This window comes from Vibrio sp. Of7-15 (assembly GCF_022347565.1).
Lineage (GTDB): Bacteria > Pseudomonadota > Gammaproteobacteria > Enterobacterales > Vibrionaceae > NORP241.
The window spans coordinates 45186-70127 of the sequence record NZ_JAKRGH010000012.1; the positions used below are offsets into that span (position 1 = coordinate 45186).

General features: G+C 42.9%; 15 protein-coding genes. 12 read left to right on the forward strand and 3 right to left on the reverse strand.

The window, feature by feature from the left end; all coding sequences use genetic code 11:
• The first annotated feature begins 16 nt into the window (after positions 1 to 16).
• From MHO82_RS13800 to MHO82_RS13820, 5 genes are read left to right on the forward strand one after another with little or no spacing between them, the layout of a single operon-like run.
• Positions 17 to 664 carry a chemotaxis protein CheD gene (locus MHO82_RS13800; protein ID WP_239184535.1) on the forward strand — a complete coding sequence of 216 codons (648 nt, stop codon included), beginning with the start codon at positions 17 to 19 and terminating at the stop codon, positions 662 to 664.
• Positions 664 to 1722, forward strand: a complete 1059-nt coding sequence (locus MHO82_RS13805) for a chemotaxis response regulator protein-glutamate methylesterase (RefSeq protein ID WP_239184536.1) — start codon at positions 664 to 666, stop codon at positions 1720 to 1722. Before MHO82_RS13800 ends, MHO82_RS13805 begins: the two co-directional genes overlap by 1 nt.
• Positions 1715 to 2935, forward strand: coding sequence for a methyl-accepting chemotaxis protein (locus MHO82_RS13810; RefSeq protein WP_239184537.1), 1221 nt, complete (start codon positions 1715 to 1717; stop codon positions 2933 to 2935). Before MHO82_RS13805 ends, MHO82_RS13810 begins: the two co-directional genes overlap by 8 nt.
• Before the next feature lie 37 nt (positions 2936 to 2972).
• Positions 2973 to 3272: an STAS domain-containing protein gene (locus tag MHO82_RS13815; protein WP_239184538.1), complete on the forward strand. Its 300-nt coding sequence runs from the start codon at positions 2973 to 2975 to the stop codon at positions 3270 to 3272.
• A 24-nt stretch (positions 3273 to 3296) separates the two neighbouring features.
• Positions 3297 to 4976, forward strand: a complete 1680-nt coding sequence (locus MHO82_RS13820; protein ID WP_239184610.1) for a fused response regulator/phosphatase — start codon at positions 3297 to 3299, stop codon at positions 4974 to 4976.
• A gap of 89 nt (positions 4977 to 5065) precedes the next feature.
• Here the strand turns inward: MHO82_RS13820 and MHO82_RS13825 are convergent, their stop codons facing one another.
• The gene (locus tag MHO82_RS13825) at positions 5066 to 5845 is read right to left on the reverse strand and encodes a DUF4344 domain-containing metallopeptidase (RefSeq protein WP_239184539.1); all 780 of its coding nucleotides are present in this window, start codon (positions 5843 to 5845) and stop codon (positions 5066 to 5068) included.
• Between the two features lie 366 nt (positions 5846 to 6211).
• Here MHO82_RS13825 and MHO82_RS13830 point away from each other — a divergent pair, with 366 nt between their 5' ends.
• The 3 genes from MHO82_RS13830 to MHO82_RS13840 all read left to right on the forward strand — a co-directional run bounded on the left by MHO82_RS13830 (position 6212) and on the right by MHO82_RS13840 (position 13109).
• Entirely contained in the window at positions 6212 to 6409 is a 198-nt protein-coding gene (locus MHO82_RS13830; protein ID WP_239184540.1) for a hypothetical protein, read from the forward strand.
• Between the two features lie 197 nt (positions 6410 to 6606).
• The gene (locus MHO82_RS13835; protein ID WP_239184541.1) at positions 6607 to 10848 is read left to right on the forward strand and encodes a response regulator; all 4242 of its coding nucleotides are present in this window, start codon (positions 6607 to 6609) and stop codon (positions 10846 to 10848) included.
• Between the two features lie 107 nt (positions 10849 to 10955).
• A complete protein-coding gene (locus MHO82_RS13840) occupies positions 10956 to 13109 on the forward strand; it encodes a response regulator (RefSeq protein WP_239184542.1) in 2154 nt (717 codons plus the stop codon).
• Between the two features lie 18 nt (positions 13110 to 13127).
• On the opposite strand, the gene MHO82_RS13845 is transcribed toward MHO82_RS13840, so the two are convergent.
• Both MHO82_RS13845 and trxC read right to left on the reverse strand, forming a co-directional pair.
• A complete protein-coding gene (locus tag MHO82_RS13845) occupies positions 13128 to 14327 on the reverse strand; it encodes an MFS transporter (RefSeq protein ID WP_239184543.1) in 1200 nt (399 codons plus the stop codon).
• A 175-nt stretch (positions 14328 to 14502) separates the two neighbouring features.
• Positions 14503 to 14931, reverse strand: coding sequence for a thioredoxin TrxC (trxC, locus tag MHO82_RS13850; protein WP_239184544.1), 429 nt, complete (start codon positions 14929 to 14931; stop codon positions 14503 to 14505).
• 319 nt (positions 14932 to 15250) lie between these two features.
• Between trxC and MHO82_RS13855 the strand changes: the two genes are divergently transcribed.
• The 4 genes from MHO82_RS13855 to MHO82_RS13870 all read left to right on the forward strand — a co-directional run bounded on the left by MHO82_RS13855 (position 15251) and on the right by MHO82_RS13870 (position 24935).
• Positions 15251 to 16933: a FapA family protein gene (locus MHO82_RS13855; protein WP_239184545.1), complete on the forward strand. Its 1683-nt coding sequence runs from the start codon at positions 15251 to 15253 to the stop codon at positions 16931 to 16933.
• 257 nt (positions 16934 to 17190) lie between these two features.
• Entirely contained in the window at positions 17191 to 19077 is a 1887-nt protein-coding gene (locus tag MHO82_RS13860) for a methyl-accepting chemotaxis protein (protein ID WP_239184546.1), read from the forward strand.
• Between the two features lie 56 nt (positions 19078 to 19133).
• Positions 19134 to 19922: a lipase gene (locus MHO82_RS13865; protein WP_239184547.1), complete on the forward strand. Its 789-nt coding sequence runs from the start codon at positions 19134 to 19136 to the stop codon at positions 19920 to 19922.
• Between the two features lie 219 nt (positions 19923 to 20141).
• Positions 20142 to 24935, forward strand: coding sequence for an MG2 domain-containing protein (locus tag MHO82_RS13870; RefSeq protein ID WP_239184548.1), 4794 nt, complete (start codon positions 20142 to 20144; stop codon positions 24933 to 24935).
• The last annotated feature ends 7 nt before the right edge of the window (positions 24936 to 24942 follow it).

Consider the following 24942-nt stretch of genomic DNA (forward strand, 5'->3'; position numbering starts at 1 on the left):
TGTAGCAGGCTGGGCAATGGCACTACCTAATATCATAAATAGCAATATGAACCGAGTGGGTCGTACCTCACGCTTTTTTCATTCAGGTCGAGATCGAATGATGGTGAAAGTGTTTCCAGGTGGGGTGTATACCACGCATGATCCTGAAATTATTTGCACTGGTTTGGGATCGTGTATCAGTGCGTGTGTATGGGATAAATACGCACAGGTGGGGGGCATGAACCACTTTATGCTTCCTTTTGATGAAACCGACGACATTGAACATTGGCATCCAACAGAGATCCTTTCTTCAGCTGCGCGTTATGGTAACCATGCGATGGAGCTACTGATTAATCAAGTGGTTCGTCATGGTGCGTCACGAGATAACTTAAGTATCAAATTGTTTGGCGGAGGCAGTGTGATCGGGAAGCAAATCTTGGTTGGTGAAAAGAATATTGAGTTTATTCTCGATTACGTCAAGCAAGAGCATTTTGAATTGGTTTCTTCGGATCTGGGGGGGACATTACCCCGAAAGATAATGTTTGATCCCATAACAGGCCAGGCTTGGGTCAGAAAGCTGAGTATGGATTACGCGCATACGCTTGAGCGGGATGAAGAAAAATACAGCCGTGCTTTGTATGAGGAAACTCATGCCCCTCACGATAATGATGCGGAGCTATTTTAATGACAAGACAGGAAAAATACAAAGTATTGGTTGTGGATGACTCGGCTGTATTTCGCTCTTTACTCACCGAAATTTTGAATTCTGATCCCAGCCTAGAAGTGGTTGGGGCAGCCGAAGATCCGTACCATGCACGTGACTTAATAAAGCAGCTTCAGCCTGATGTATTAACTCTCGATATCGAAATGCCTCGCATGAACGGAGTTCAGTTTCTAAAAAACCTAATGCGCCTTTACCCGTTGCCTGTGGTGATGATTTCGACCTTAACTCAACATGGTGCGGCCGTAACATTAGAAGCTCTTGAATTAGGGGCTGTCGACTATTTTCCCAAGCCCGATCAAAGAGTCGTATCAGAACTAGTTGCTTATCGTGAACTGGTGATCGAAAAGGTAAAAATGGCAGCGGAAGCCAATATCCATAATGGCCTGACGGATTCAATGATACCTAATTCAATGTCTTCTAAGGCGAGTGCTAAAAAGTCGAAATCGAGTTTTGATTTGATTGCGATAGGTGCATCTACTGGAGGAACAGAAGCCATTCGTAGCGTTTTTAGTGTACTGCCAGCAAGATTGCCGCCTATCGTGATTACACAGCATATAAATGCAGCGTTTAGCAGGCCGTTTGCCGAGCGCCTTGATGCGCATTCAGCGATTCAAGTGCAAGAGCTCTCCACGCAATCTGCCCCTTTAATTGCGGGGTGTGCCTATGTGGCTCCGGGGGATAAACACATGATGGTGGTACGGCGTGGTGGTCGGTTGTATGGCGAACTGGAAGATGGCGAGCCAGTGAATCGCCATAAACCTTCCGTGGACATTTTATTTTCTTCTATTGCGCATTCTGTTGGTCCTAAAGCGTTGTCTATTTTACTTACTGGAATGGGCTCAGATGGTGCGCAAGGTTTATTAGATATTAAAGAGCAAGGTGGTATGACAGTGGCACAAGATGAAAAGTCATCGGTTGTATGGGGCATGCCTCGTGTGGCTGTTGAGTTAGGTGCCGCACAATCTGTATTACCACTAAAAAAGGTGGCCTCGTTTATTGTGGAGCAATGTTATGAGTGAGTTGGAATCGAGTTTGAAAAGCGAAGCGGTATTGAACGACAGTTCATCTTTTAGCATGCCAGATCTTATTGTGAGCTTTGCGGTGACAGTAGCTGGTGGTATTGCGTTCATGGAAGCGCAAAGTACTTTGGTGATGGTCATGTTGTTTATTATGGTGGCTTTGTCATGGAGTCGTGGTATTGGTCGCCATTTACTAAGAGATACCGAGTCTGTTGAGCAAGCCCACGTGCAAACCATACCGAATGAAGATGAATCTACCCGTCGTACGCTTGAAAAAATTGATCACTTCTTAATGCTGGAGATCCATCCTATTCGGGCCTCATTAGATAAGCAAAAAATGATCATGGAAGACTCTGTGGTCACCTTGAACAATAGCTTTTTTGGTATGGAAAAAGCGTGTCAGAAGCAGGCTGGTATTGCGGAAGGCTTGGTGACTGATTTGCTGAATAATCGAGAGAGTGAATTTAATTTATCTAAGGTGGTTCCTCAAACGGAAAAAATCATTGATGAATACGTCACTATTTTGGTGAATGTCAGTGAAAAAAGCATTTCAGCTGTTCATAGCATTCAGGACATGTCTGAAAAGCTAGAGTCGGTGTTTAAGTTACTTCATCAAGTTCGTGGCCTCTCCGATCAAACGAACTTGTTGGCGTTAAATGCGGCCATTGAAGCCGCGCGAGCTGGAGAAGCTGGGCGTGGGTTTGAGGTGGTTGCTCAAGAAGTACGTAACTTATCGGTAGAAGCGGGGCGATTAAATGATGAGATTCATAAACAAGTGAAAGTCGCTCAGCACACGGTGGGGGAAGTGAATGCCACGGTTGGTGATATTGCTTCTTTAGACATGACCATTGCTATCGAGTCTAAGATGCAGGTCGATAAGATGCTGTCTGGAGTCGAAAAAGTAAACACTCAGGTGACAGAAGAGGTCGATAAGGTCAAACAGATTGGAGCTCAGTTATCCGATTCGGTAGGACAATCTATTCGAGGACTGCAGTTTGCAGACATAGTGAGCCAACAAGGCGATCATGCGGCTCACAGTGTGCGCTTGCTAGAGCGTCTGCATGAACTTGTTCAAAAACATCTTCACCGCTCGACGATAGATCTGAGCTTATTTGAAAAAGAGTTAGATGCATTGATTGCTGATGCAGGTAAAGCGGTGCATACCTCTGCCCAGCAATCCTCAATGGATGAAGGGGATATTGAGCTTTTTTAGCGTGATTTAATTCATTAGGTATAACGGAGAAGGGAATATGCCAATAACCAGAGAAATTAATGAAAATCTTCAACGTTCTGTCATTTTTGTTGAAGGGCAGTTTGATTTTAGCTCGGTACAAGATTTTCGTGATTGTTACGAAGACCTCACCGATCACGAGATAATAATTGATTTTCGGAATGCAGATTACATGGACAGTGCGGGTCTTGGTATGTTGCTGAATATGCAGACCAGTTTAAAAAAACCGGACAAAAGTATCCACATTGTGAATTGTATGCCTCAGATAAAAAAAGTCCTTTTAATTTCCCGTTTTGATAAGAAGTTTGTTATTGAGTAAAAAGAGAGGCATTCAATGAACGTGATGATCGTAGAAGATCAGAGGATGAATCAGGTCTTACTGCAAGGGATGTTGAAAAGCCATACTGAGCGCTTAATTGTGTGCGATGATGGTCAGCAAGCAGTAGATTACTTTCATAGTTCCTCCGAATTACCTGATATTGTGATCATGGATGTGATCATGCCAGTAAAAAACGGGTTTGAAGCGGCAAAAGAGATCAAAGCTGAATTTACTAGTAAACACATTCCTATTATTTTTCTTACCGCGCTGAGTGATAAAGAATCGTTTGGTAAATGTCTGCTGTATGGCGATGACTTTATTCTTAAACCGGTTGATCGCACTACGCTCATTGCAAAAGTACAAGCTCATTTCCGTACGGCTAAAATTTACAGAGAAGTGGCGCAGCAACGGGATGAGCTTACTAGTTATCGTGAGCATGTAGACTATGAACATTCTGTGGCTGAAGGTATTTTTGGCAACTTTATGGAGAAGTGCTACAAAGATGCTCGCGGTGTGGATTTTTTAAGCAGTTCATGTACGGTATTTAATGGCGATCTTGTCCTTATCTCCCCAAGGCCACAGGGCGGTATTTACGCCATTCTTGCAGACGCGACAGGTCATGGGCTGCCAGCGGCTATTTCAACCATTCCTGTGGCCCGTGGCTTTTTCTCCATGGCCGCAAAAGGCATGTCTTTAGGGACTATCGTCAGTGAAATTAACGGGGCGCTATTACGTTTTTTACCCAGCAGTATGATGGTGGCCGCCAGCGTGGTGGAAGTGTCTGCCAACGGATTAGAAATGAACTGGTGGGGAGGCGGTTTACCGGACGCATACGTTATTGACAGTGATGGCAGTATAGTGGAAACGCTTGTCTCAAAACACATGCCATTTGGCGTATTAAATGACGATGAGTTTGAAGCGGATATTGTAAAAATTCGCTTTGAGCCCGGGCAAAAAGTGCTGTTCTATAGCGATGGATTAACCGAAGCGCCCAATGTGTCGAAAGAGCAATTTGGTGAACAAAGAACGGAAGCGGTGATCAACTCGGCACCAACCGACTTAATTGCCGGGTTAATGGACGCAGTGGTCGAGTTTACTGGGGAAGAAGAAGCAAAAGACGATCTGTCTTTGCTGACGTTAACTTTTCCTATTAGCGCAGATAATATTGATGAAACGCTGCAAGCGGAACTGCATAATCGAACTTCTAGACTGCCCGTTTCTTTGTCGGTGAGTTTGGATCATGAGGCCATTAAAAGCTTGTCCATTATGGCTGAGATTCGTTTGTTACTAACGGGAATTATTAGCGGAGGAGAAGATTTAGATTTATTGTGCTCTGTGCTTTCAGAATTAGTGGCCAACACGGTTGAACATGGTTTATTGGAATTGGACTCGAATTTAAAGCAGGGAGAGAACGGTTTTCTGGTTTATTACCAATTGCGTGAAGAGCGGCTTGAACAATTGGCCGTGAGCGCAGAAATACAATTTGGTTTACAGTTTGCCCCGAAAGAGAAAAAGATCACCATTTCATTGCAGCACAATGGGTCCAGTTTTGATCCGAATGTCATTACTCAGGCGGGGGATGATAAGTCTTATGGTCGCGGTATGATGCTTATTCATCAACTATGTGACGGCGTCACGTACTCGGAGGATGGGCGCTGTGTCACCATTGATTATGTGTTAGATCAAAACAAAAATGAGTTCTGATAAGCTGGGCTTATTATCCAGATATTATTGCAATACGCCCTAACGTGAAGGCAGCTCTTTTGTCTTCATTTTAGGGCGTATTTGTTGGATTACTGAGTGGATTTGGCTTTATCTTCGGCATACTCGCTGAGTTGAAGTGCTTCAAACCACGCTTGGGTTTGGTGTTCAAACTCTTCAATACAGAAACGGTCTCGTTCTTCATCGATTTGTTCTTGCTCAAACATGGTGGCGTATTTTTCAGGGTCGCTACCATAAATTAAGCACAACGTACTAAAGTAACGCTGGGCATCTAGGCTGTGCTCATCCCAAAAGTGGCTTTCGGTATATTCACTGGTGTCTTGATCTTCAAGTGCAAATAAATCGGCGGCGCTATAGGCAATCTCATCGCCATTTTCAAAAAAATTGAGCAGTAAAATTGTGGCTAAATTATCAACGGCATCCTCTTCTTTTCCCAATACAGGGACTTCATTCGCAAACACATAGGCATGGCCGTATTCGTGCAATAAAGTATGCATAATGGCATCGCCAGTGGCTTGAGCCTCATCAATACCTTGTTCATGGTATTTGTCGGTAGTGAAGCGTCGGTAGACTTCGTGTACAAACTCATACGGTATTTGAATGCTCATGGTTTTGGGGTCAAATAAAGGGCCATCTTCAGCACCGTAAATGATGTCCAAATCTCCATGTAGATCTAATTCTGCATTCACGAAGTTCAGTACATGCTCTGAAGGTGCAAGGGCTAAATCTTTGGCTTTTTTATCTTCAGGGTTATTTGATGCCTTAAAAATTAAATGAACTTCCGCTGTACTTGGTAAAGCGAATGCGAGTGATGAGCATAAGAGAAAAGTCTTTAGTGGCTGCGACATCATAAATTAGATCCCTATAAATAATTCCGTCTTCACTAGTATATGAAAGTAATGACGAAAGAGTACGAAACTAAGGGCGACTTTCTAATTCTGAGTTAACCATGTGGTTGAAGCAGGCCGCTGAAGTTAGAAAAGTGGAAGTGGAGTAAGCTGTTTACTTCTCTTGGCTTTATGCTTATTAGTGCACGATGTTTTCTTTGTGGGGGAACCTCTGAAAGTACCTGTTTAAAACGAAGAAGGACAGTAAAAAAAGAAGAAAATCGGTCAAACTTATTCTAGGTCACAAAGTGGTTTTATTGATCTTAACAAGGTGTCGTCCCTTTGGTACTGATACAGTGAATTTGACGCAAGGTTTCGCAGGAGGTAACTGTGTCTATTAACTCTTTGGATCATACTGAAATTACATCGGTCTCTTCAAAGTGGGACTATAAAGATGAGACCGCATCCAGCATTCCCACTAGCCAAAAAAAGAAGGCGGAAACGAGAAGGCGTATTGAAATATTACGCGATATCAGGGCCAGTGGATTAACGTTAGAAGAAGCTGAAGATCTCGGTTTATTACACTGAATCCCCCATCCTTTTTGATGCCTAAGACACAAAGCTAATTGTCTTAGGCATTCTATGTTCTTATTGTTCTTTGTACGACTGCCTCACCCTTCCTGTCATGCTTTTAATTATGTGAATTATTACTAAAATCTTTCTGGGTGATATTCCTTTTCTATACTTACTGAATTGGTGCAAGTTCGCAAAGGTGACAGCCACGCATGAGCATTTCTATTGGTAAGAAAATCAGTCTGGCCTTTTCGATCATTTTAGTGCTGATTTTACTGATGGGTATTACCGTTTATACATTGAATGCTGGCGTAAAAACGAATGCGCTCGTGATTACTGAAGATGATGTTCCTGGCGTTATTCTTTATTTAAAAATTTTAGGTAAATTAGAAGACATGCACAGTAATGTGCTGGAATACACAACTGGTGAATCTGATGAGCTTGAAGAATTTAAACTGAATCATCAAGATTTTCGAACCCTCCTCGAACAGTTACGACCTTTAGAATCGGATACGGATGTTGATGTCGCCAAATTAAAACGGATTGAATTTTTGGTACGTGACTATATCAATATCATTAATAAAGAGGTGTTTCTTTCCTATAACCCCGATGTCGATATATGGGCAAGAAAGCGGGTGGATGATCTCGAGCATAATCAAGGGCGATCACTAGAGTTCTTATTAGATAGCTTAAAAGAAAATGAGTATGAGGAAGCACTTAAAACCCACAATTTAGATGATGCGCTTGGGGATGATCTTCCTGGTGTTCGTTATTACCTAGAGCTGGTGGATGAAGCTGGCGATATGCTGGCATCATTAAGTGAATACGTTGGGGGAGAGCTGGATGAAAAAGAAGAGTTTGAGCTCAACGCCAAAGATTTTGAAAAGTATCTACGTTTGCTTGAACCGCTTGAGCAAAAGCCACAAGAAATTCGCGATTTAATTAATATTTCTCGCTTGTATACGGTTATTACCGATACCGCCGATGATGTTTTTAATAATTACGATCCTAGCCGACGAACCCAAGCTTTATCGGCGATTGATCGTCTAGAGCACACCACCCTACGTGAGCTTGAAGAGATCCTGACCTCATCTTCGAATGAAGAGCAAAAAGACGCTCGTGATGCGCTGTATTTGCTAGTAAGTACCTTATCTACTATCAACCTTTTCATCTTTGGGTTGGTTATTATTTCCATGATTTTATCGGTGACCATTACTATTTGGGTCACAAATACCATCATGAGAGCGGTAGGGGGAGAGCCTGAAGAAATAGAGAAGTTGGCGTCTCAAGTGGCACTCGGTGATATTAATTTAAAGATTGAAAGTTCATCTGAAAGGCATACGGGGATTTATGCGGCTTTAATCGACATGATTGCCGCGTTAAAAGAAAAAGTCAGAATCACTGAAAAGGCAGCGCAAGGGGATTTAAAAGACGACATTACCTTGATCTCTGACTTGGATGTATTAGGCAAAGCTTTGCAGCAGATGCAGTTGAATTTTCGCGATATTGTTGAAGAGGCTAACGGCTTTGCGGCTGGGGATTACAATCGGAAAATTTCGCCTCGATCAGCGAATGATGAGTTAGGGATTGCTCTATTACACATGATGCAGCAAGTGACGGATCGAGTGGTGGAAGTAGAGGAGCAGAACTACAACAAAACCAAGTTATCAACGTTAACGGATATTGCAGCACGTGCGACGGATATGCCCATGCTGGCCCAATCGGTATTGTCTGAGATTGCGAAGGTACTTTCTATTGGTCAAGGTGTGTTTTATGTGCTGGAAAAAATAGATCTGGTGGGAACCGATGTTCATCACGATAAGTATGTCTTGCTCGGAAGTTATGCGTATAAAGAGCGCAAAAATTTATCAAACAGCTATCGCCTTGGAGAGGGGTTGGTTGGGCAAAGTGCACTAGAAAAAGAGATTATTTTATTAACTTCCGTACCAGAGAATTACATTCATATTCATTCCGGCCTTGGTGAAGCTGAGCCTTTAAATATCTTGGTTCAACCTATTCTGTATGAGAACCGTTGTATTGGTGTATTGGAGCTGGCTTCGTTTAAAGCGTTCACGCCTCAGTACTTAGAGTTATTGGATCAGCTTGCTTACAGTTTAGGTGTGAACATGAATAACTTAAGCAGTAAGCAACGTATTAGCGAGTTACTCAGTGAATCTCAGACACTAGCGCAAGAGTCTCAGGCACAGCAAGATAAATTAAAAATCTCTAATGAAGAACTTGCGTCGCAGAAAAAGCAGCTAGAGCAATCAAAAGATGAGCTACAAATTCAGCAAAATGCGTTAAAGCGTAGTAATGAAGATTTAGAGCGTAAACAAGTAGAGATCAGCGACAAAAATGACGAACTTGAAAAATCGAGAAAGATCCTAGAAGAAAAAAGTGCGGCATTGGCACTTAGCAGTAAGTATAAATCCGAATTTCTTGCCAACATGTCCCATGAATTGAGAACGCCATTAAACAGCTTACTGATTTTATCGCAAACTTTGGCAGACAATAAAGAAGGCAACCTGAGTGAAAAACAAATAAAAGCGGCTCAAATCATTAATGAAGGCGGTAAAAGTTTGCTAGAGATGATCAACGATATTCTGGATCTCTCAAAAGTGGAAGCGGGTAAGCTCGACATCAATTTAGAAGAAGTGTATATCCAAGACTCTATCAGTAACTTAACGTCGCTGTTTGATCCTGTTGCGAAACAAAAAAATCTCAACTTTTATTGTAGCGTGGATGATGATGTACCAGAGTTTTTTATTTCTGACAGTCACCGCATGGAGCAAATTCTGCGCAACTTCTTATCTAATGCACTGAAGTTTACCGATGCTGGCTCTGTGACGGTACATGTTCATCGCCCTGATCAAGAGGTTACTTTTTCTTGTGAATCTCTAACAGCGGACTCTTGTATTGGTATTACGGTCACTGATACTGGTGTTGGGATCAATAAAGAAAAAGTCCATATTATTTTTGAAGCTTTTCAGCAACAAGATGGCTCTGTGTCTCGTAAATACGGAGGTACAGGGCTTGGTCTTACTATCTCTCGTGAGCTTACTCGGATTTTAGGTGGAGAAATTCAAGTACATAGTGAGTTGGGTAAAGGCAGTGAGTTCACCTTATATCTGCCGTTGCAGGGGCCTGAGGATATGGAATGTTCGTCTCAGTATTCTTCCTCTTCTTATTCAGAAAAAGACTCTTTGGTTGGTCAGCAAGACATTATTCAAAATCAGTTTGAGCTGACCCCTATTGTTAAAACGCAAGAACCCAGTACCAGTGCAGATCTATCTAACTTACGGTCTATTTTGGTGATTGAAGATGATGTGCATTTTTCTGAGGTGCTCAGAAACATTATTGAAGATGCCGGTTTTGAATGTTTACTCAGTGGTACAGGCTATGATGGCTTGTACATGGCGTCTCACTTTTTGCCTTTGGGTATTTTGCTGGATATTGGCTTGCCAGACATGAATGGTTTTGAAGTGCTATCCAAGCTGAAAGAGTCTGACACCACCAAAATGATCCCTGTTCATGTGTTATCGAGTGATAATTATCAAACGGATTCTATGGAACACGGTGCGCTGGACTTTACCATGAAACCGATCAGCGAAGAGATGGTAAAAAAAGCATTGTCAGGTTTAAATGTGGAGCGCTTGCAGCAACTTGAGAAAATCTTGATCGTAGAAGATGAAGCCAATGAACGTGTTGCGTTGGAAGCCCTGTTTGCCCCTTTATCTGTTGCTGTGTATTTTGCAGAAACAGGGGAAGAGGCGATTCAAAAAATGTCGAACATCGACTTTGATTGTGTGGTTTTGGATTTAGGTTTACCGGATATGACGGGTCATGAACTCTTGCTTCATATCGCGAAAGACAGTGACTACAAACCAAGGGTGATTGTTCATACTGGCAAAGAATTAGAAGACGAACAACGGGAAGAGATTAGCCAGTATTGTGCTGATGTTGTGATTAAAGGGCCTGAGTCACCTCAACGTCTGTTGGCAGATATCGAACAATTTTTGCGAGGCTTAACGGCTAAAGACACGAGTGAAGACATTACGTTTGAAGCGGGTCATGAAGATAAGAGCGTAGCTGGTCGCCGGATCTTATTGGTGGATGATGACATGCGTAATACTTATGCGCTTTCTAGTAAGTTGGAAGAGGAAGGCATGGACGTGGTGATTGCCGACAGTGGCAAAAGTGCCCTTGAAGTGTTGGACCAAGACGCCAATATTGAGTTGATTCTAATGGACATTATGATGCCGGAAATGGACGGCTTTGAAGCCATGGAAATCATTCGTAAACGCTCGGACTATCAAAATATTCCTATCATTGCTTTAACGGCCAAAGCCATGGCGGAAGACCGAATTGCGTGCTTAAATGCGGGGGCTTCTGAATATTTAACTAAGCCGATTGATGTTCACCGTTTGATAGCCATGATTAAATTATTTCTCTAATAACCGTGCTATTCCAGACATTGATTTTTTAGCCATTTGTTCCTAGTTTTACAGGTATAAGTGAGGGGATTGCTTACATGTTGTGATGATATGAGTGGTTTTAATGAATGACACAACAAGTTAAACAGAAAATCTTAATGGTTGATGATGAGCCTAAAAATCTTTTGGCGTTAGAAACCTTGCTGGAAGATATTGGGGCAGAATTACACACCGCTGCTTCAGGCAATGAGGCACTTAAGTTATGTGCTCGCCATGAGTATTGTCTTGTGTTACTTGATGTGCAAATGCCAGTCATGGATGGTTTTGAAACGGCGGAGTATTTGCGATCAGTTGGGCGGACTCGGTTTATTCCCATTATTTTTGTTACCGCCATTAATAAAAGTAAACAGCACATTTTTAAAGGCTATGAAGTTGGTGCTGTTGATTATTTATTTAAACCACTCGATACCCACAACCTTATTTCAAAAGTGAAAATATTCATGCAGTTGGATCAACAGAAGCAGCATGTTGATTTGCTGAAAAATGAATTAGAACAAAAAGTGAAAGAGCAGCAGAATGAGATCCGCGAACGCATCGCGGCCCAGCAAGAGCTGCAAAGTTATAAAGAACAGCTTGAAACGAAAGTGGAAGAGCGAACCAGAGAATTGCAACTTTCTCAAAAAGAAGCGTTATTATTTGCCGAGAGAGCAAAACAAGCTTCGAAAGCAAAAAGTGAATTTTTAGCGACCATGAGTCATGAAATTCGCACGCCTTTGAATGGCATTATCGGGATGACCAGTTTTTTGTTGGAATCGAAACTCGATAAAGATCAAACGACGTTTGCTGAATCTATTAATAGTTCAGCGGATGCGCTGTTGAATGTGATTAACGATGTGCTGGATTTTTCAAAAATAGAAGCGGGCAGCATTGAGCTGGAAAAAGTCCCGTGTAATTTACATTTTTTATTAAATCATTTAACGGAACTCTTGGCTTTTGGTTCTGAAAAAAAAGGGCTGCACTTTTCCTGCTTTCTTGACTCAAACGTGAATCCTTTTGTTCTTGGGGATCAAGTTCGTCTTAGTCAGATTTTAATTAACCTTGCAAATAATGCCATTAAATTTACCTCCAATGGTGAAGTGACCGTACATGTTTCATTGGATGGCACTGCGACCATTGCGGGTAATCAAAAATTGAAGTTCATGGTCCGAGATACAGGCATTGGTATTTCCCAGCAAGGGCAAAGTAAATTATTTAAAGCGTTTAGTCAGGTGGACTCTTCCACCACACGCCGATACGGGGGGACAGGTCTGGGATTGGCCATCAGTAAAAAATTGGCGGAGATGATGGGGGGAAGTATCTCCATTGAAAGTGAAGAAGGGAAAGGTTCTGTTTTTATTGTTCACCTCACGATGCCAATCGAACCCGATAAAGTTGTGGCTGGGTGTGTTGAATACGATGTCGATATGCGTTCAAAAACCGTGCTGCTCGGTGAGCCAGAATTAGTTTATCAACGAAACCTGAGTAAACAACTTGAGCAGTGGGGCTGCAAAGTGACGGTGATGGGTAATGTGAATGACAGCAATATGCTTAGCCATCATTTTGATTTGGTGATTATTGAACAGTCATTTTTACAAATGTTGCCGTATGAGTTTAAAAATCGTTTGTTGTCAGAAAAAACGCCGATCATGGTGATGTATCAAGCTCAGCGATTGAATGAGTTAGACAGTATCTGCCAAGGGTTTACGGTTATTGATCGCATTACACGCCCGATTAAACAGATTGAACTCAGAGACAGTTGCGCCGACTTTTTAGGTGTAGCAAGAATCCGCCCTATTGAACGTAAATCTCAGCAGCTAGACAGTGTGGCTTGCATGTCGGTGTTGTTGGCTGAAGATGATGTAGTTAACCAAAATGTCTTCACGCGTATGTTGAAGAAGCTTAATCATAAGCTCACTGTGGTTGATAATGGTGAGTTAGCGTTGGAAAGGCTTCGTAGCGGTGAGCAATTTGATTTGATTTTAATGGATTGCCAAATGCCAGTGATGGATGGTTTTCAAACCACGCAAGCCATTCGTAAAGATGTGGCGCTGGCTCACATGCCAATTATTGCGCTAACGGCAAACGCGACCAAAGAGGATCGGCAGCGCTGCTTAGATGCGGGAATGGACGATTACCTTTCTAAGCCGACCAAAGTGAATATGTTAAATGACATGCTTAATACGTGGCACAATCGCCAACATCCAGCGGACATGTCTTCGGATCACCATGGTCAACTAGGTTAGTCTTTTCGTCGCGCTGAGTTAGACGGTTTGTGTCATGGGCTTTTGCTCTTGTTTTTTCACCACGTAATTGGTTAAAAATAAAATAGCGATAGGAAAAATTGACACGATTAACATCCACTCCCACCCTTGGGAAAATAGCACCATGCCAGCCCCTAAAGAACCTGAAGCTTGAAAAGCGGTAATGGAAAAGTCATTGGTGGCTTGTACTTTAAAACGCTCACTGGCTTTATATACTTTCGGCAATAAAGACGTGCCACAGACAAACAAGAAATTCCACCCTACCCCGAGTAAGATTAATGCCCACCAGTAGCTGTGAACACTGTGGCCCGTTAGGCCTACCGCAATGCATGCCAGCATGATCAAACAGCCAATACTGATTAAGCGATACAACCCCAGATGTTTAATAAAAAAGGCAGTAAATAGTGAAGGTAAATACATCGCGACAACATGGCTTTGGATCACCCATTTGGCGTGTTGAATATCGTGACCGTGGTGTTGCATGGCCAGCGGAGTAGCGGTCATTAAAAAAGCCATGACAGCGTATGCGGTTAACCCTGAACCTAGCGCGAGCCAAAAAATGGGTTGTTTTATAATGGTGACGAGTGAACGAGCTTCAGAATCTGTTTCTGCTTTTTCTTGAATTTGAAGTGGCTTCATCCCAAACAATAAAATCAATGCACCTATGATTTCTAATACTCCGAGTGCCACGTAAGCGTTGGCATATTGGCTATCAAAGATATTCACAAACTGGCCTAAATTCAGAAGCTCTGGCCCTACAATGGCAGCCGCTATTCCCCCTAATAGCACCAAGCTAATGGCACTTGGGTGTGCGCTGGCGTCTTTGCAGCTCTCAATGGCTGCAAATCGGTATTGCCCTACATACGCAAGCTGAGTGCCCAAAATAAAGCTGCATCCCACAAATCCCCAGAACGATTCTTGCTCAATAGAAAACCCGGCTAGAAAAGCGACCAGTGAGCTGATAGTGGCTGCGGTAACAAAAGCGGTTTTTCTCCCCCACTTCTTTTGAATGTTTGCAGCAGGGAAAACATTAAGGGAGACCCCTAAAATTAATGCCGTGACCGGAAGAGTGACAAAGTCAGTGTTTGTAGTCAGTTCAGTGCCAATAATGCCACCAAGGAACACATTCAGTGCGCCAACAGAAAGGACAAAGGGTTGGACTAAAGCGAGTAACCAGGAATTCCAAGGAAGTTGTTTCATTCGAGTTCTGTGATTAAAGGTAACGTGTTGGAATTGAATCACAAAAACGGAATTAAGTTAATAAAATGTTATTAGCTAAGTTGCTTAAAAGAACGGTCTTATCTAAGTTAGATAGAGCAAACCATGAAGATTTGCTCTGAGGTAGAGTTGGTGATTAGGTTATAAAATAGTGGGTTTAAATGTGCTCATTTAACCATTGATTAAATTGACCTTTTGGTAATGCACCATTGATTGTGGCCACCATTTTTCCTTGTTTAAAGACCATCACCGTTGGAATGCTGCGAATTTGGTATTGAGCTCCTAGCGCTTGTTGTGCTTCGGTATCAATTTTTACAAATCGGGCTTGGCCTGTACGCTCTTTTGCAACATCTGAAAATACCGGGGCAAAACCAACACATGGATTACACCACGGTGCCCAAAAATCCACTACAACGGCTTGTTCGCTATTAAGTAGCTGACTGAAGTTCGTGCTTGTCCCTTCTAATGGCGCACCGTCAAATAAAGTATCTTTACATTTTCCACAATTGGCCTGTTCTGTGACACGCTCGTTAGGAACGCGATTTAGTGCTTGGCAATGAGGACAGCGGGTCGTAAAAGTTGTCATGGTTGGCTACTCTTTTATTTCCATTTAATGGCCCCAAGAGTAACGAATTTATCAGTGAAAGGGAAAATGGAAAAAGTGATAGCAGCAATCGATAAAATCTATTAAAAGATTGATTAGGTGAGCTGTTGCACCCACGAGACTTAACCGTGATCGCTTGTTTTTACTGTGATATATTTTAATTAGATATGATTAAAGAGGCCAACATTTCTTTGAATGTATTCAATATGTATCAAAGAATAAGAGGGACAAAGTGGCCTTTGTGTTATTTTTTGGTACGACATACTTGGCTTTGTGTTGACTAGGGAAGTGAAAATTCTGTATGTGGCAATCTCTAATAAAGCTGTCTGAGGACAGTCAACAAGTTATTACTCAATTACCGGAGCAGTTCCAACTAGAATCAGAACTTACATTAGTGGATCTCGATGTTGCTTTAGAAGAGATTGGCGCAAAAGATTTCTTAGTGGATAAAGAGGCGGTAAGTAGTTTTGTTACTGAGTTAAAGGGCAGCTTAAGCTGTGAATCTCGTGTTATTGCTGAGCGTAAAGATGCGTCTTTTCGTATCGATGTTGACGAAGATGAAATGCAAGCCACGATGACGGTGACTGGAGCTTATGGTGGTGGTCCGTTACAAGGCAATTTAATGATAGCGGCATTAGCAAAACAAAAAATTGCGAAAGGGATCATTAAGGTAGGTTTACAGCGTGTTCTGGCTGCCAGTAAAAAGTTAGCACCTGGGGAGGAGTTTTCTCATCTTGTTGCGAAAGGCGTATTGCCTAAACATGGTGCAGATGCTCAATTCCATCCATTGGTTGAAGATTTTAGAGAGCAAGTGCTACAGCCCCAAGAAATCGAAGGGGATGATCAAGGCCGCGTGGATATGCGAAACCTTGGTGAAACCATTACGGTGAATGAAGGGGATAAGCTCATGAAGCGTACCCCAGCGACGCGTGGCAAACATGGTTTTACCGTACTTGGCAATGTGCTCGAAGCCGAACCAGGGCGGAACACGAAATTAAAAGCAGGTAAGGGAGCCAAAGTTGCGGAAGATGATCCGAACTTACTGGTTGCCACCCTCTCTGGCATGCCGTGGATTCATGAACATGGTGCAGAAGTGGATAATACCTTATGCCTAAATACTATTGATATCACAACAGGCCATATTAAATTCAAAGGCAGTGTGGTGGTCAGTGGTGATGTGACGCCAGGTATGATGGTTCGAGCCACTGGCAGCGTGACTGTTGGTGGGTTCATTGAATCTGCTAATGTACAAGCACACGGTGATGTGGTTGCCATGAAAGGGATCATTGGCCACCAAGTCGAAAAAGGTGAAGAGTATTCTTGTTTTGTTAAAGCTGCGGGCAGCATAACTTCTAAGTTCACGCAATACGCCGATGTTCAGGCCAGCAAAGACATTAACTTAGGCCTTCACGCCATGCACAGTTTAGTGCGTAGTGGTAAATCGGTTACTGTGATGGACAGCGCAGAGCGTAATGGCACCATTTGTGGTGGTGAGGTGTTTGCTGCGGAGAATATTACCACCGTCAATCTGGGGGCGACGGCGGGTACTGAAACATTGGTGAATGCATTTACTCGTTATGGTAAATACAAAGAGTCTATCGAGAAGCTGCAAGAAGCGTATAAAGCCGCGCAAGATGATACCATGAAAGTGGTGCGTGCAGAGCTGGATTTGTCGAAGGTACCAAAAGCGGAACGTACTCAAGAGATGACGGATAACATTCAGCAAATGAAGGCAAAAAATGCCGAAGAATTATCCAGCACCAAAAATCGTTTGGAGTTGCGAGAGCAAGAATTTAACGATTTATTGAAAGACAATGCCATCATCGCAAAAAATCATGTTTTTCCTCGGGTGACATTGCAGTTTGGTGACGATCAAGTGGTGACGAAGCGCGATCATGGTCCATGTCGCATTAGTTTTAATCAATATGAGATTAAACTGACTCCAATTATGGGGACGAAAAAAGAGATGGTAGAAAGCGAATAATTTCTGCTATTCAGATAAAAACCTAAAAACTTCGCTGCCATTTATGGTTCGCGGAGTTTTTTTACCTTCTAACTTTCTTGAAAACCTCTTTAACCCTTCTCTTAACCTCATATTTTATAAGTATATATTTCTATTTTTATACACGTGTGAATGCATACAAACAGAGGTTTTAATCTATAGTTAATAGAATTATATCTATTGATGAAGTTAGTCTGTTGAAGTGTGTGGTAGCAGCTTACTTGAAATAAGGGGGCGCTATGCACTTTTTTCTACCCGCTACCATTAAAGGTAAGCTGTATTTCACATCGTTATTGCTTGTTATTTCTTTGGTGTTATTTGGTTTTGTATTTGAATTGTCATTTAGGCAGCTCGATACGTTGCAAAGCTCGTCCAAAATGATGCTACAAAGCCAGAACGACATCTTAATGCTGCGTCGCCACGAAAAAGACTTTTTATCTCGCTTGGATGAAAAGTATGTCGGGAAGTTTGAGCAAACTCTGACAGGCTTACAATCGACGCTTACTCTCATGAGCCAACAGTTAGATGAGAGAGGTGTCGAAGGGACTCGTGATATCCAACACATGCAGTCTTTGCTGGATGATTATTGGCGTGATTTTAAGATGATTGCCCAATATAAAATGAAAGCAGGGTTTGATCATCACTCTGGATTACATGGTGATGCTCGTGATGCTGCTCACTTCTTAGAGAACATTATTCAAAAATCAGGCGATGATAAAATATACAGTCATCTTCTGACGTTACGTCGTCACGAAAAAGACTTTTTACAGCGAAGTGATAAGTATTATGCGAGACAGTTCGAGAGCACGTATCAAGCGTTGTTGCAGTCCCTTTCAGGATCGCGTTTGACACACAGTGAGCAAGTCTCTTTAGGGGCTGGATTACGTCGTTACCGAGACACATTCACGTCTTTAGTTGATGCCATTGAGGTGATTGGTTTTTCTCATAACTTAGGTCTTCAAGGTCAATTACGCCGCTCGGTTCATGAGGTCGAAAAAAACATCGAGCTTCTCCATCAAAGTTTGAGTTTGGTAATAGCCGATAAGCATCAATTGGTCCGAGTTAGGCTGATGGCATTTGGCATTGTTTCTGGGGCGATTCTCATTGGTTTGCTGTTTTTGCTGACACGTTCAGTCACGTCTAGAGTGAAAAGTGTTAATGCGTTAATGAAAGATATTGCTTCTGGGGAGGCTAACTTATCAGTCAAAATGGATGAGTCGGGTAAAGATGAATTATCGGAACTGGCTTGTTCGTTTAATCAGTTTGTCAGCAAGCTACAGAAATTAGTTGGCAGTGTTGGTGTTATTGCTTCGCAGTTAACCGATTCTTCATCGGAAACCGCTGCATTAGCCACTCAAACTCAAGAAAATGCTGAAGCCCAGCAGTCTGAATCTGAAATGGTTGCTACGGCGGCAAACCAATTGGCTGCAACTAGTCGAGACATTGCGGTTAGCGTAGCGAATGCGGCCAACGAAGCTGAAAAACTGAACATGACCGCTAAACAAGGGCAAGAGATAAACCACCTTATGTTCGAAGGCGTGACGGAGTTGGCTGCTCGGGTTGAGTCGTCACAAAATGCCATTGTTGCGCTTGAAAAAGAAAGTGATCGTATTGGCTCATTCATTGATTTGATCCGTGATATTACCGATCAAACTAATCTATTGGCACTTAATGCCGCCATTGAAGCGGCGCGTGCGGGTGAGCAAGGGCGAGGCTTCGCGGTTGTGGCGGATCAAGTGCGTGAGTTGGCCATGAAAACCCATGATTCCACCGATGAAATTACGGTGATCATTGAGCAATTGCAAAAAGGGATTAAAAACAGTGTTGATCTGATGCAGAAAAACAAACAGTGTGCCGATGAGAGTGTACTGCAAACAGAGAAAACCCAAGAAGCCATGGCACTGATGATGGAGTCGATTACCAGTATTTTTGATCAGAATTTGCTTATTGCTTCGGCCTCTGAGCAGCAAACAAGCGTAACAGATAATATTGACCAAAATATTGTCGCCATTGCTGAATCGGCACAACAAACGTCTCAAGCGGCTTCTCACGCCAGTGATACTTGCGATCAAGTAAAAGATTTAGCCGTAGAGTTAAATCAGCTGGTGGTTGGGTTCCAGCGTTAGTGCTCGTACACCCTGTGGCTATACTCTGTAGGGTGTATTTTTGAGTGATGAGAGATGTGAAAAAGCTGAAGCGTTATCAATACGAACGTTACGCTGTGTTGTGTAATTTAGCGTATTCAGAACAATTCTCCCAAAGTCGTTATGCTTTTTCGCTTCAAGGGCACCGAATCGTGAAAAATCGTTGGGGGAAAAACATGATCCGCGTTTTGTGGAGCCAGCATAAACAGGAAGTGATTGTGGTTATCAAAGGCTCTCACAGCGTAACGGATTGGTTACTTAACTTTTTTTTGTGGCCGTGCCGTTGTTTGGAGCATGGTTCTGATTATCATATTCATGCTGGATTCTATCGCCTTCTAAGGCAAGAAAGTCGTCCCAGTAGTAATGAAGAAGCATTGGGTTTGTCTGTGCATGAACGTTTGTTTGCGATACTAATCCCTTTGATTCAAGAGGGTAAGCGTGTTTCTTTTACTGGGCACTCTTCTGGTGGTGCTATTGCGTTAGTGATGGCGGATTGGTTGGAGCGTTTGCACCCAGGTGCCATTAAACGTGTGGTGACGTTTGGGCAGCCAGCCATTGGTTGTAAAAATTTTGAACGACGTTATACCCTTTCTCGGTGCACTTATCGCATTTGCTGTGATTTAGATGCTGTGACTTTCATGCCACCAATTCCTTTATTGTATTGGCATGTGGGGCGCATGTTGTGGCTGTATAATGGTCGAATTTATGAAAATGTCTCCACTCCAAATCGACTGTGGCGATCAATACTGAGTTGGATATTACGCCCCTTTTCCTATCATTTTATGAGTAAATATATTCGTAATAAAGACTTCTTTGATGAGCATTAATGTTGTTTTTATCAATATTGTTTTCATGTTTTTGGGCTCATTTGTTTTTATGTAACTTTTTATTTCTGCTCACCAAATCATAAAATTCATTATAAAAACAATACTTAGCCTAGAAATGCTATCTACCCTTTGGTCATATCATCTACAATTTGCGTACATTTAAAATAATCAACTCGGTTGGCGGGTTTTATGGTAATAACCAGTAAATTGGAGAGATGTATGGCGACGAGGAGAACTATAGCCCTGTGGGTGAGTACTCTGTGTTTTTTACTTTTGAGTATGGCTAAGGCTTATGCAGCCGAAGTGACATTTGTTGGTAATTATACCCACCAAGGAAAACCTGCGATTATTGTGCAGTTTGATGGAAAAATTAATAGTAAAAAATTGGCAACGATTCAAAAGCTGCCTACAAAGTCTTCATCATCTCAGTCATCTAAAAAATCGACGGATTGGATTTTTAATGGGGCTCAAAATGCCCTTATTTATGACCAAGTCGCGGTGAACCAGCGTTATAAAGTGATCATTGCTAAAGATGTTGAGACCTTGGTTGCGAGAGAGCAAGAAGTCACTATTTTTGAGCGGGAACCGCAAGTGAGTTTGGTGGGTCGTGGTCCGGTGGTGCCTGCGAAAGGTAGCCGAACACTACCGATTACCGCAGTGAATGCGGAGCAGATCTCCGTGGAAGTACTGCACGTTACCGATCCTTCTCGACTGCTTAATGAAATGTATTATCAAGAAGATGTGAGTCCTTGGCGACTTAACCGAATGCGTAAAAGCTATCAATCGGTGACGACATTAAATTTTGATTTGCCCCATTCTGCAGTAAACCAAGATGTACAGACCGCAATTACTTTACCAAAAGAGTTAAAAGACGGCTGGTATATCGTTGTGATGAAAGTGGCTGGCGATTTTAATAGCAGCAATTACACCATTGCTCATGTGTTGCTTACGGACATTGGTGTCCAAGCCAAGGTATTTAAAAACCAGCTCAATGTTCAGCTGAGTTCGCTGTCTACAGGCAAAGCCATTCGTGGTGCAACCGCGTTTATTTTACAAAAAGATCAAAAGCGTGTTGAGTTGGGGGGAATGCCAGGAAGTCAGCATCAGTTTAACTATGACGTCCAAACTGGCGATTCATTGGTGATTCAATACAAGAACCAATATAGCTTATTGCCATTAAAAGAAGTGCCGCTGGACTTATCGGGTTTTAAAGTGACTGGGCGTGAGTGGCAAGAAGTGGAAGCGTTTGCCTATTCCAACCGGAACTTGTTTAAGCCAGGTGAATTGTTACCGCTTAACATCATACTTCGTGATCAAGATGGTGAGGCGTTACCCAAGCAGCGTTTGTTTGTGGAATACGTCAAACCTGATGGTCAAATTGCGACATCTCGCTGGCTACCCGAATCGGATGCGACAGGCTTCTATCAAGATCATTTCTCGATCCCTAAAGGCGCTCCGTTAGGCCGTTGGAGTGCGAATATTAAGCACCATAAAGACGCCAAACAAACGCTGAATCAATTTTCATTTAATGTCAGTGAGTTTGTGCCTGAGCGCATGGATTTACTGGTGGATGTTGCCACAGGGGTACAAACCAAAACCGAATCTTTGCCTGTGGGTTTAGAAGGCATGTACCTATTTGGTGCGCCAGCAAATGGCAATAAAGTGGGTATTTCATCATTCTATCAACCAAAAAATCATTTTGAAGGTCCGTACAAAGACTTCTTCGTGGGTGAAGCTTTCTCGATCAGCCATTGGCGAGATGTGCCTGATATTGATGCCGTTAAATTGGATGAAAACGGTCAGAAAGAGATGTCGTTGCCTCTTATTAAGCAATCGCTATTGAAGTCGCCAGTACTGACGCGCTTCAATTTTGAATTGTTTGAAACGGGCGGTGCGACGGTTCAGCGCAACAAGCAATTCATGTTGTGGACGGGCCAACCTTTGGCGGGCATTTTACCTACGGGTGAAGAAGTACCGTCATACAGCAAAGCGGAATTTGGAATTGGTTTGCTGGATGGTAAAGGGGAAGCCTTGCTGTCGGGTAAAGTGAACTACTTGCTTGAGCGTAATCGTGGTGGCTACTACTGGACTTACAGTGAGTCTGATGGTTGGCAGTTACAACACGATAATGAATGGCAGCCAGTGGTGTCTGACTCTTTAACTTTAACGAAAGATAAGGCCAGTTCGATCTTCTTAGACGTTGATTGGGGGAGCTATCGTTTAACCGCGACGACCGAAGCTGGGTTAGTGACGCGTTATTCTTTTTGGGCTGGATGGGGTGCATCAGAAGAGTTACAACCAGCAAAGCCTGATCAGTTGTCCATGAGCTTAGATAAAACCCATTATCAAGATGGCGACACCGCAGTGGTAACGGTTCAAAGTGATGTAGCAGGTAGCCTGTTCTTCTCATTAGAATCTAACCATGTGGAATGGCAGAAAGTACATGAGATCAAGGCTGGTGAGCATCAGTTTAAGATCCCATTAGATAAAAATTTAAAGCGTCATGATGTGTACTTGAGTGCCACGCTGGTCAGCACTAATAATGGCATGCCGCGTCGTTATTTTTCGGTGATGCCTGTTAAATTTGATCGTCAAGCACGTCAATTGGCGGTGAAGGTAGATTATGAAGACACTTTGATCCCGCTTGAACCTGCCACGTTTACGGTTACTTTACCTGAAGCCACAACGAAACCTGCTTGGGTGACGTTGTCTTTGGTGGATAAGGGCATCATTAATCTGGCTCGTTATAAAGTGCCGAGCATTAACGATTGGTTCTTTGCTCAGCGTCGTTACAGCTCTGATGTGATTGATCTGTATTCTCGTATTTATCAGCAACGTCCCGACTCTTTCTTAACTCACCGTTATGGTGGTGATGCGGCGTTAGACAGTAATGCGCAGCTAGACGACACGGTAGAAAGCAAAACCATTACCATCATGAGCGATGCTGTGCAGTTTGATGAGCAAGGCCAAGCACAACTGACAGTGGATATTCCTGATTATAATGGTCAGGCGCAAGTGGTGGCGACGGTCTTCAGTGCGGATCAATACGGGTATTCTGTGTCGGATGTGGATATTGTTTCTCCGATTGTGGCAGAGTTGGCGGTGCCTCGATTCTTTGCACCAGGAGACAGCAGTCAAACTCTACTGGAGGTATTTAACCAATCTGGTAATACCCAGAAAGTGACGGCAACGGTATCTGGATCAGAGCAGCTGATGTTTACAGGTAAGCAAACACTTACGGCAACATTGAAAGACGGAGAAAGGCAGTTCTTATCTGTCCCGTTTGATATTAGTACTGCAGGTAAACCTCATTCGCTGGCTTCATTAGCCATTGATGTTTTGGCAATTGAAACAGGAGCAGACGGCCAAGAAACGGAAAGTTTTAAGCAAACTCGAGATTGGTCTATTCCTGTTCGTGTTACTCAGCCTGTGGTCAGCAATAAATATGGATTAACGCTACCAGCGCATCGTTCAACATCTGATGAAGAAAAGCCATTTGCCAGTGTGACGGGCAAATATTGGTCAGGTCTGCAAAAATCCTCAAACCCTGTGGCTACGGTGAGCTTCTCACGAACGCCACAAATTAACGTGCTCGATCACAGTGAAGATTTGTTCCGCTACCCTTATGGATGTGCAGAGCAAACCACCAGTAAGGCATTTCCTTGGTTATTAAAAGATGACAGTTTAGTGCCGTTGAAAAAGCAACAAGCTGAAGAAAAAACAGAGCGAGAGATCTTAGAAGCGGCAATATTAAGACTGGCGACCATGCAAAAAGCCAATGGTAGCTTTGCAATGTGGAATAAACACGGCGTAGAGCAACCATGGATCAGTGTGTATGTGACGGAGTTCCTGTGGGAAGCTTCGCAGCAATACCCTAATCTTGTGCCACAAAACATGTTGGAAAAAGCATTAAAGAATATTGTGCAGTACCCACAGCGCAGTCAGCTTTCTTCAAGCCGTTATTATGCTGCGTGGTTAGGGGCGAAAACACAACGTTTGGAATACACCACGTTGTGGCAGTTAGATAAGTTCAGTCGTGAAAAAGGCATTAGTTCACCATTATCGGCGGCTTATTTAGGTGGTGCATTTTTACTTCATGGTGCGCAGCCACAAGCTAACTATTACTTCAAACAAGTGAGTGATTTGTACCGAACAACCAAGCACGAAAGAAGCCGAGATTACGATTACGGTTCGACGATTCGTGATTACGCAAAAATCGTGACGCTGTTGTCAGAGCTAGAGCAAGTGATCACATTAAATGACAAACTGCAAAGCTTGCGTAATGAAATGGCAGAGCGCATTGTGAATTTGTTTGCGGAACGACGTTACCTGAGTACTCAAGAGCAAACTTCACTGGTTCAAGCGGGTGTGGCGCTAAGTGCACTAAACCAACAATCGGTGAGCATGGAAGTTTCGACGGGTGATAATGAGTTTTCACTGCTAAATGCGATGGGATCTGGCCTCGCGTCGGTGGAGCAAGATGGCACGATCGTAAACCCGAATGATCATGACTTGTATGTGCAGATATTAACGAAAGGGTTAGCTGATCCTAAGGCCGCTGAGTCGACTTTGCCGTTTTATACCGCAGTGAGAGAATATCGCCGCAGTGATGGCAGCATGTATCAAGGCGAAGCGTTAGACATTGGTGAAAAGTTGATTGTGACGGTGCGCTATAAGTTAAGGCAGACTGTACGAAATGCCATGTTAGTGGAGTTTTTACCAACTGGTTTCGTGTTAGAAAACCCAGATCGTACTGATAGTGCCGATTTGATTTTAAGAGCGGAGCTAAAGCCAATGAGCCGCACTGAAACTTTGGAATACCGTAACGATCGCTTAATGGCGGCATTTAATGCCAGATCCGGGGACGAATATCAGTTTAACTATGTCATTCGTGCTGAAACGCCAGGAAGTTCAGCGGTGCCTGCTTTGTATTTAGAGGATATGTATCAACCAGAAAAATTCATCTATGAAACAACCAAACCATCTCGTTTTGTTATTAATGAGGTGAAGTAACTTTTGT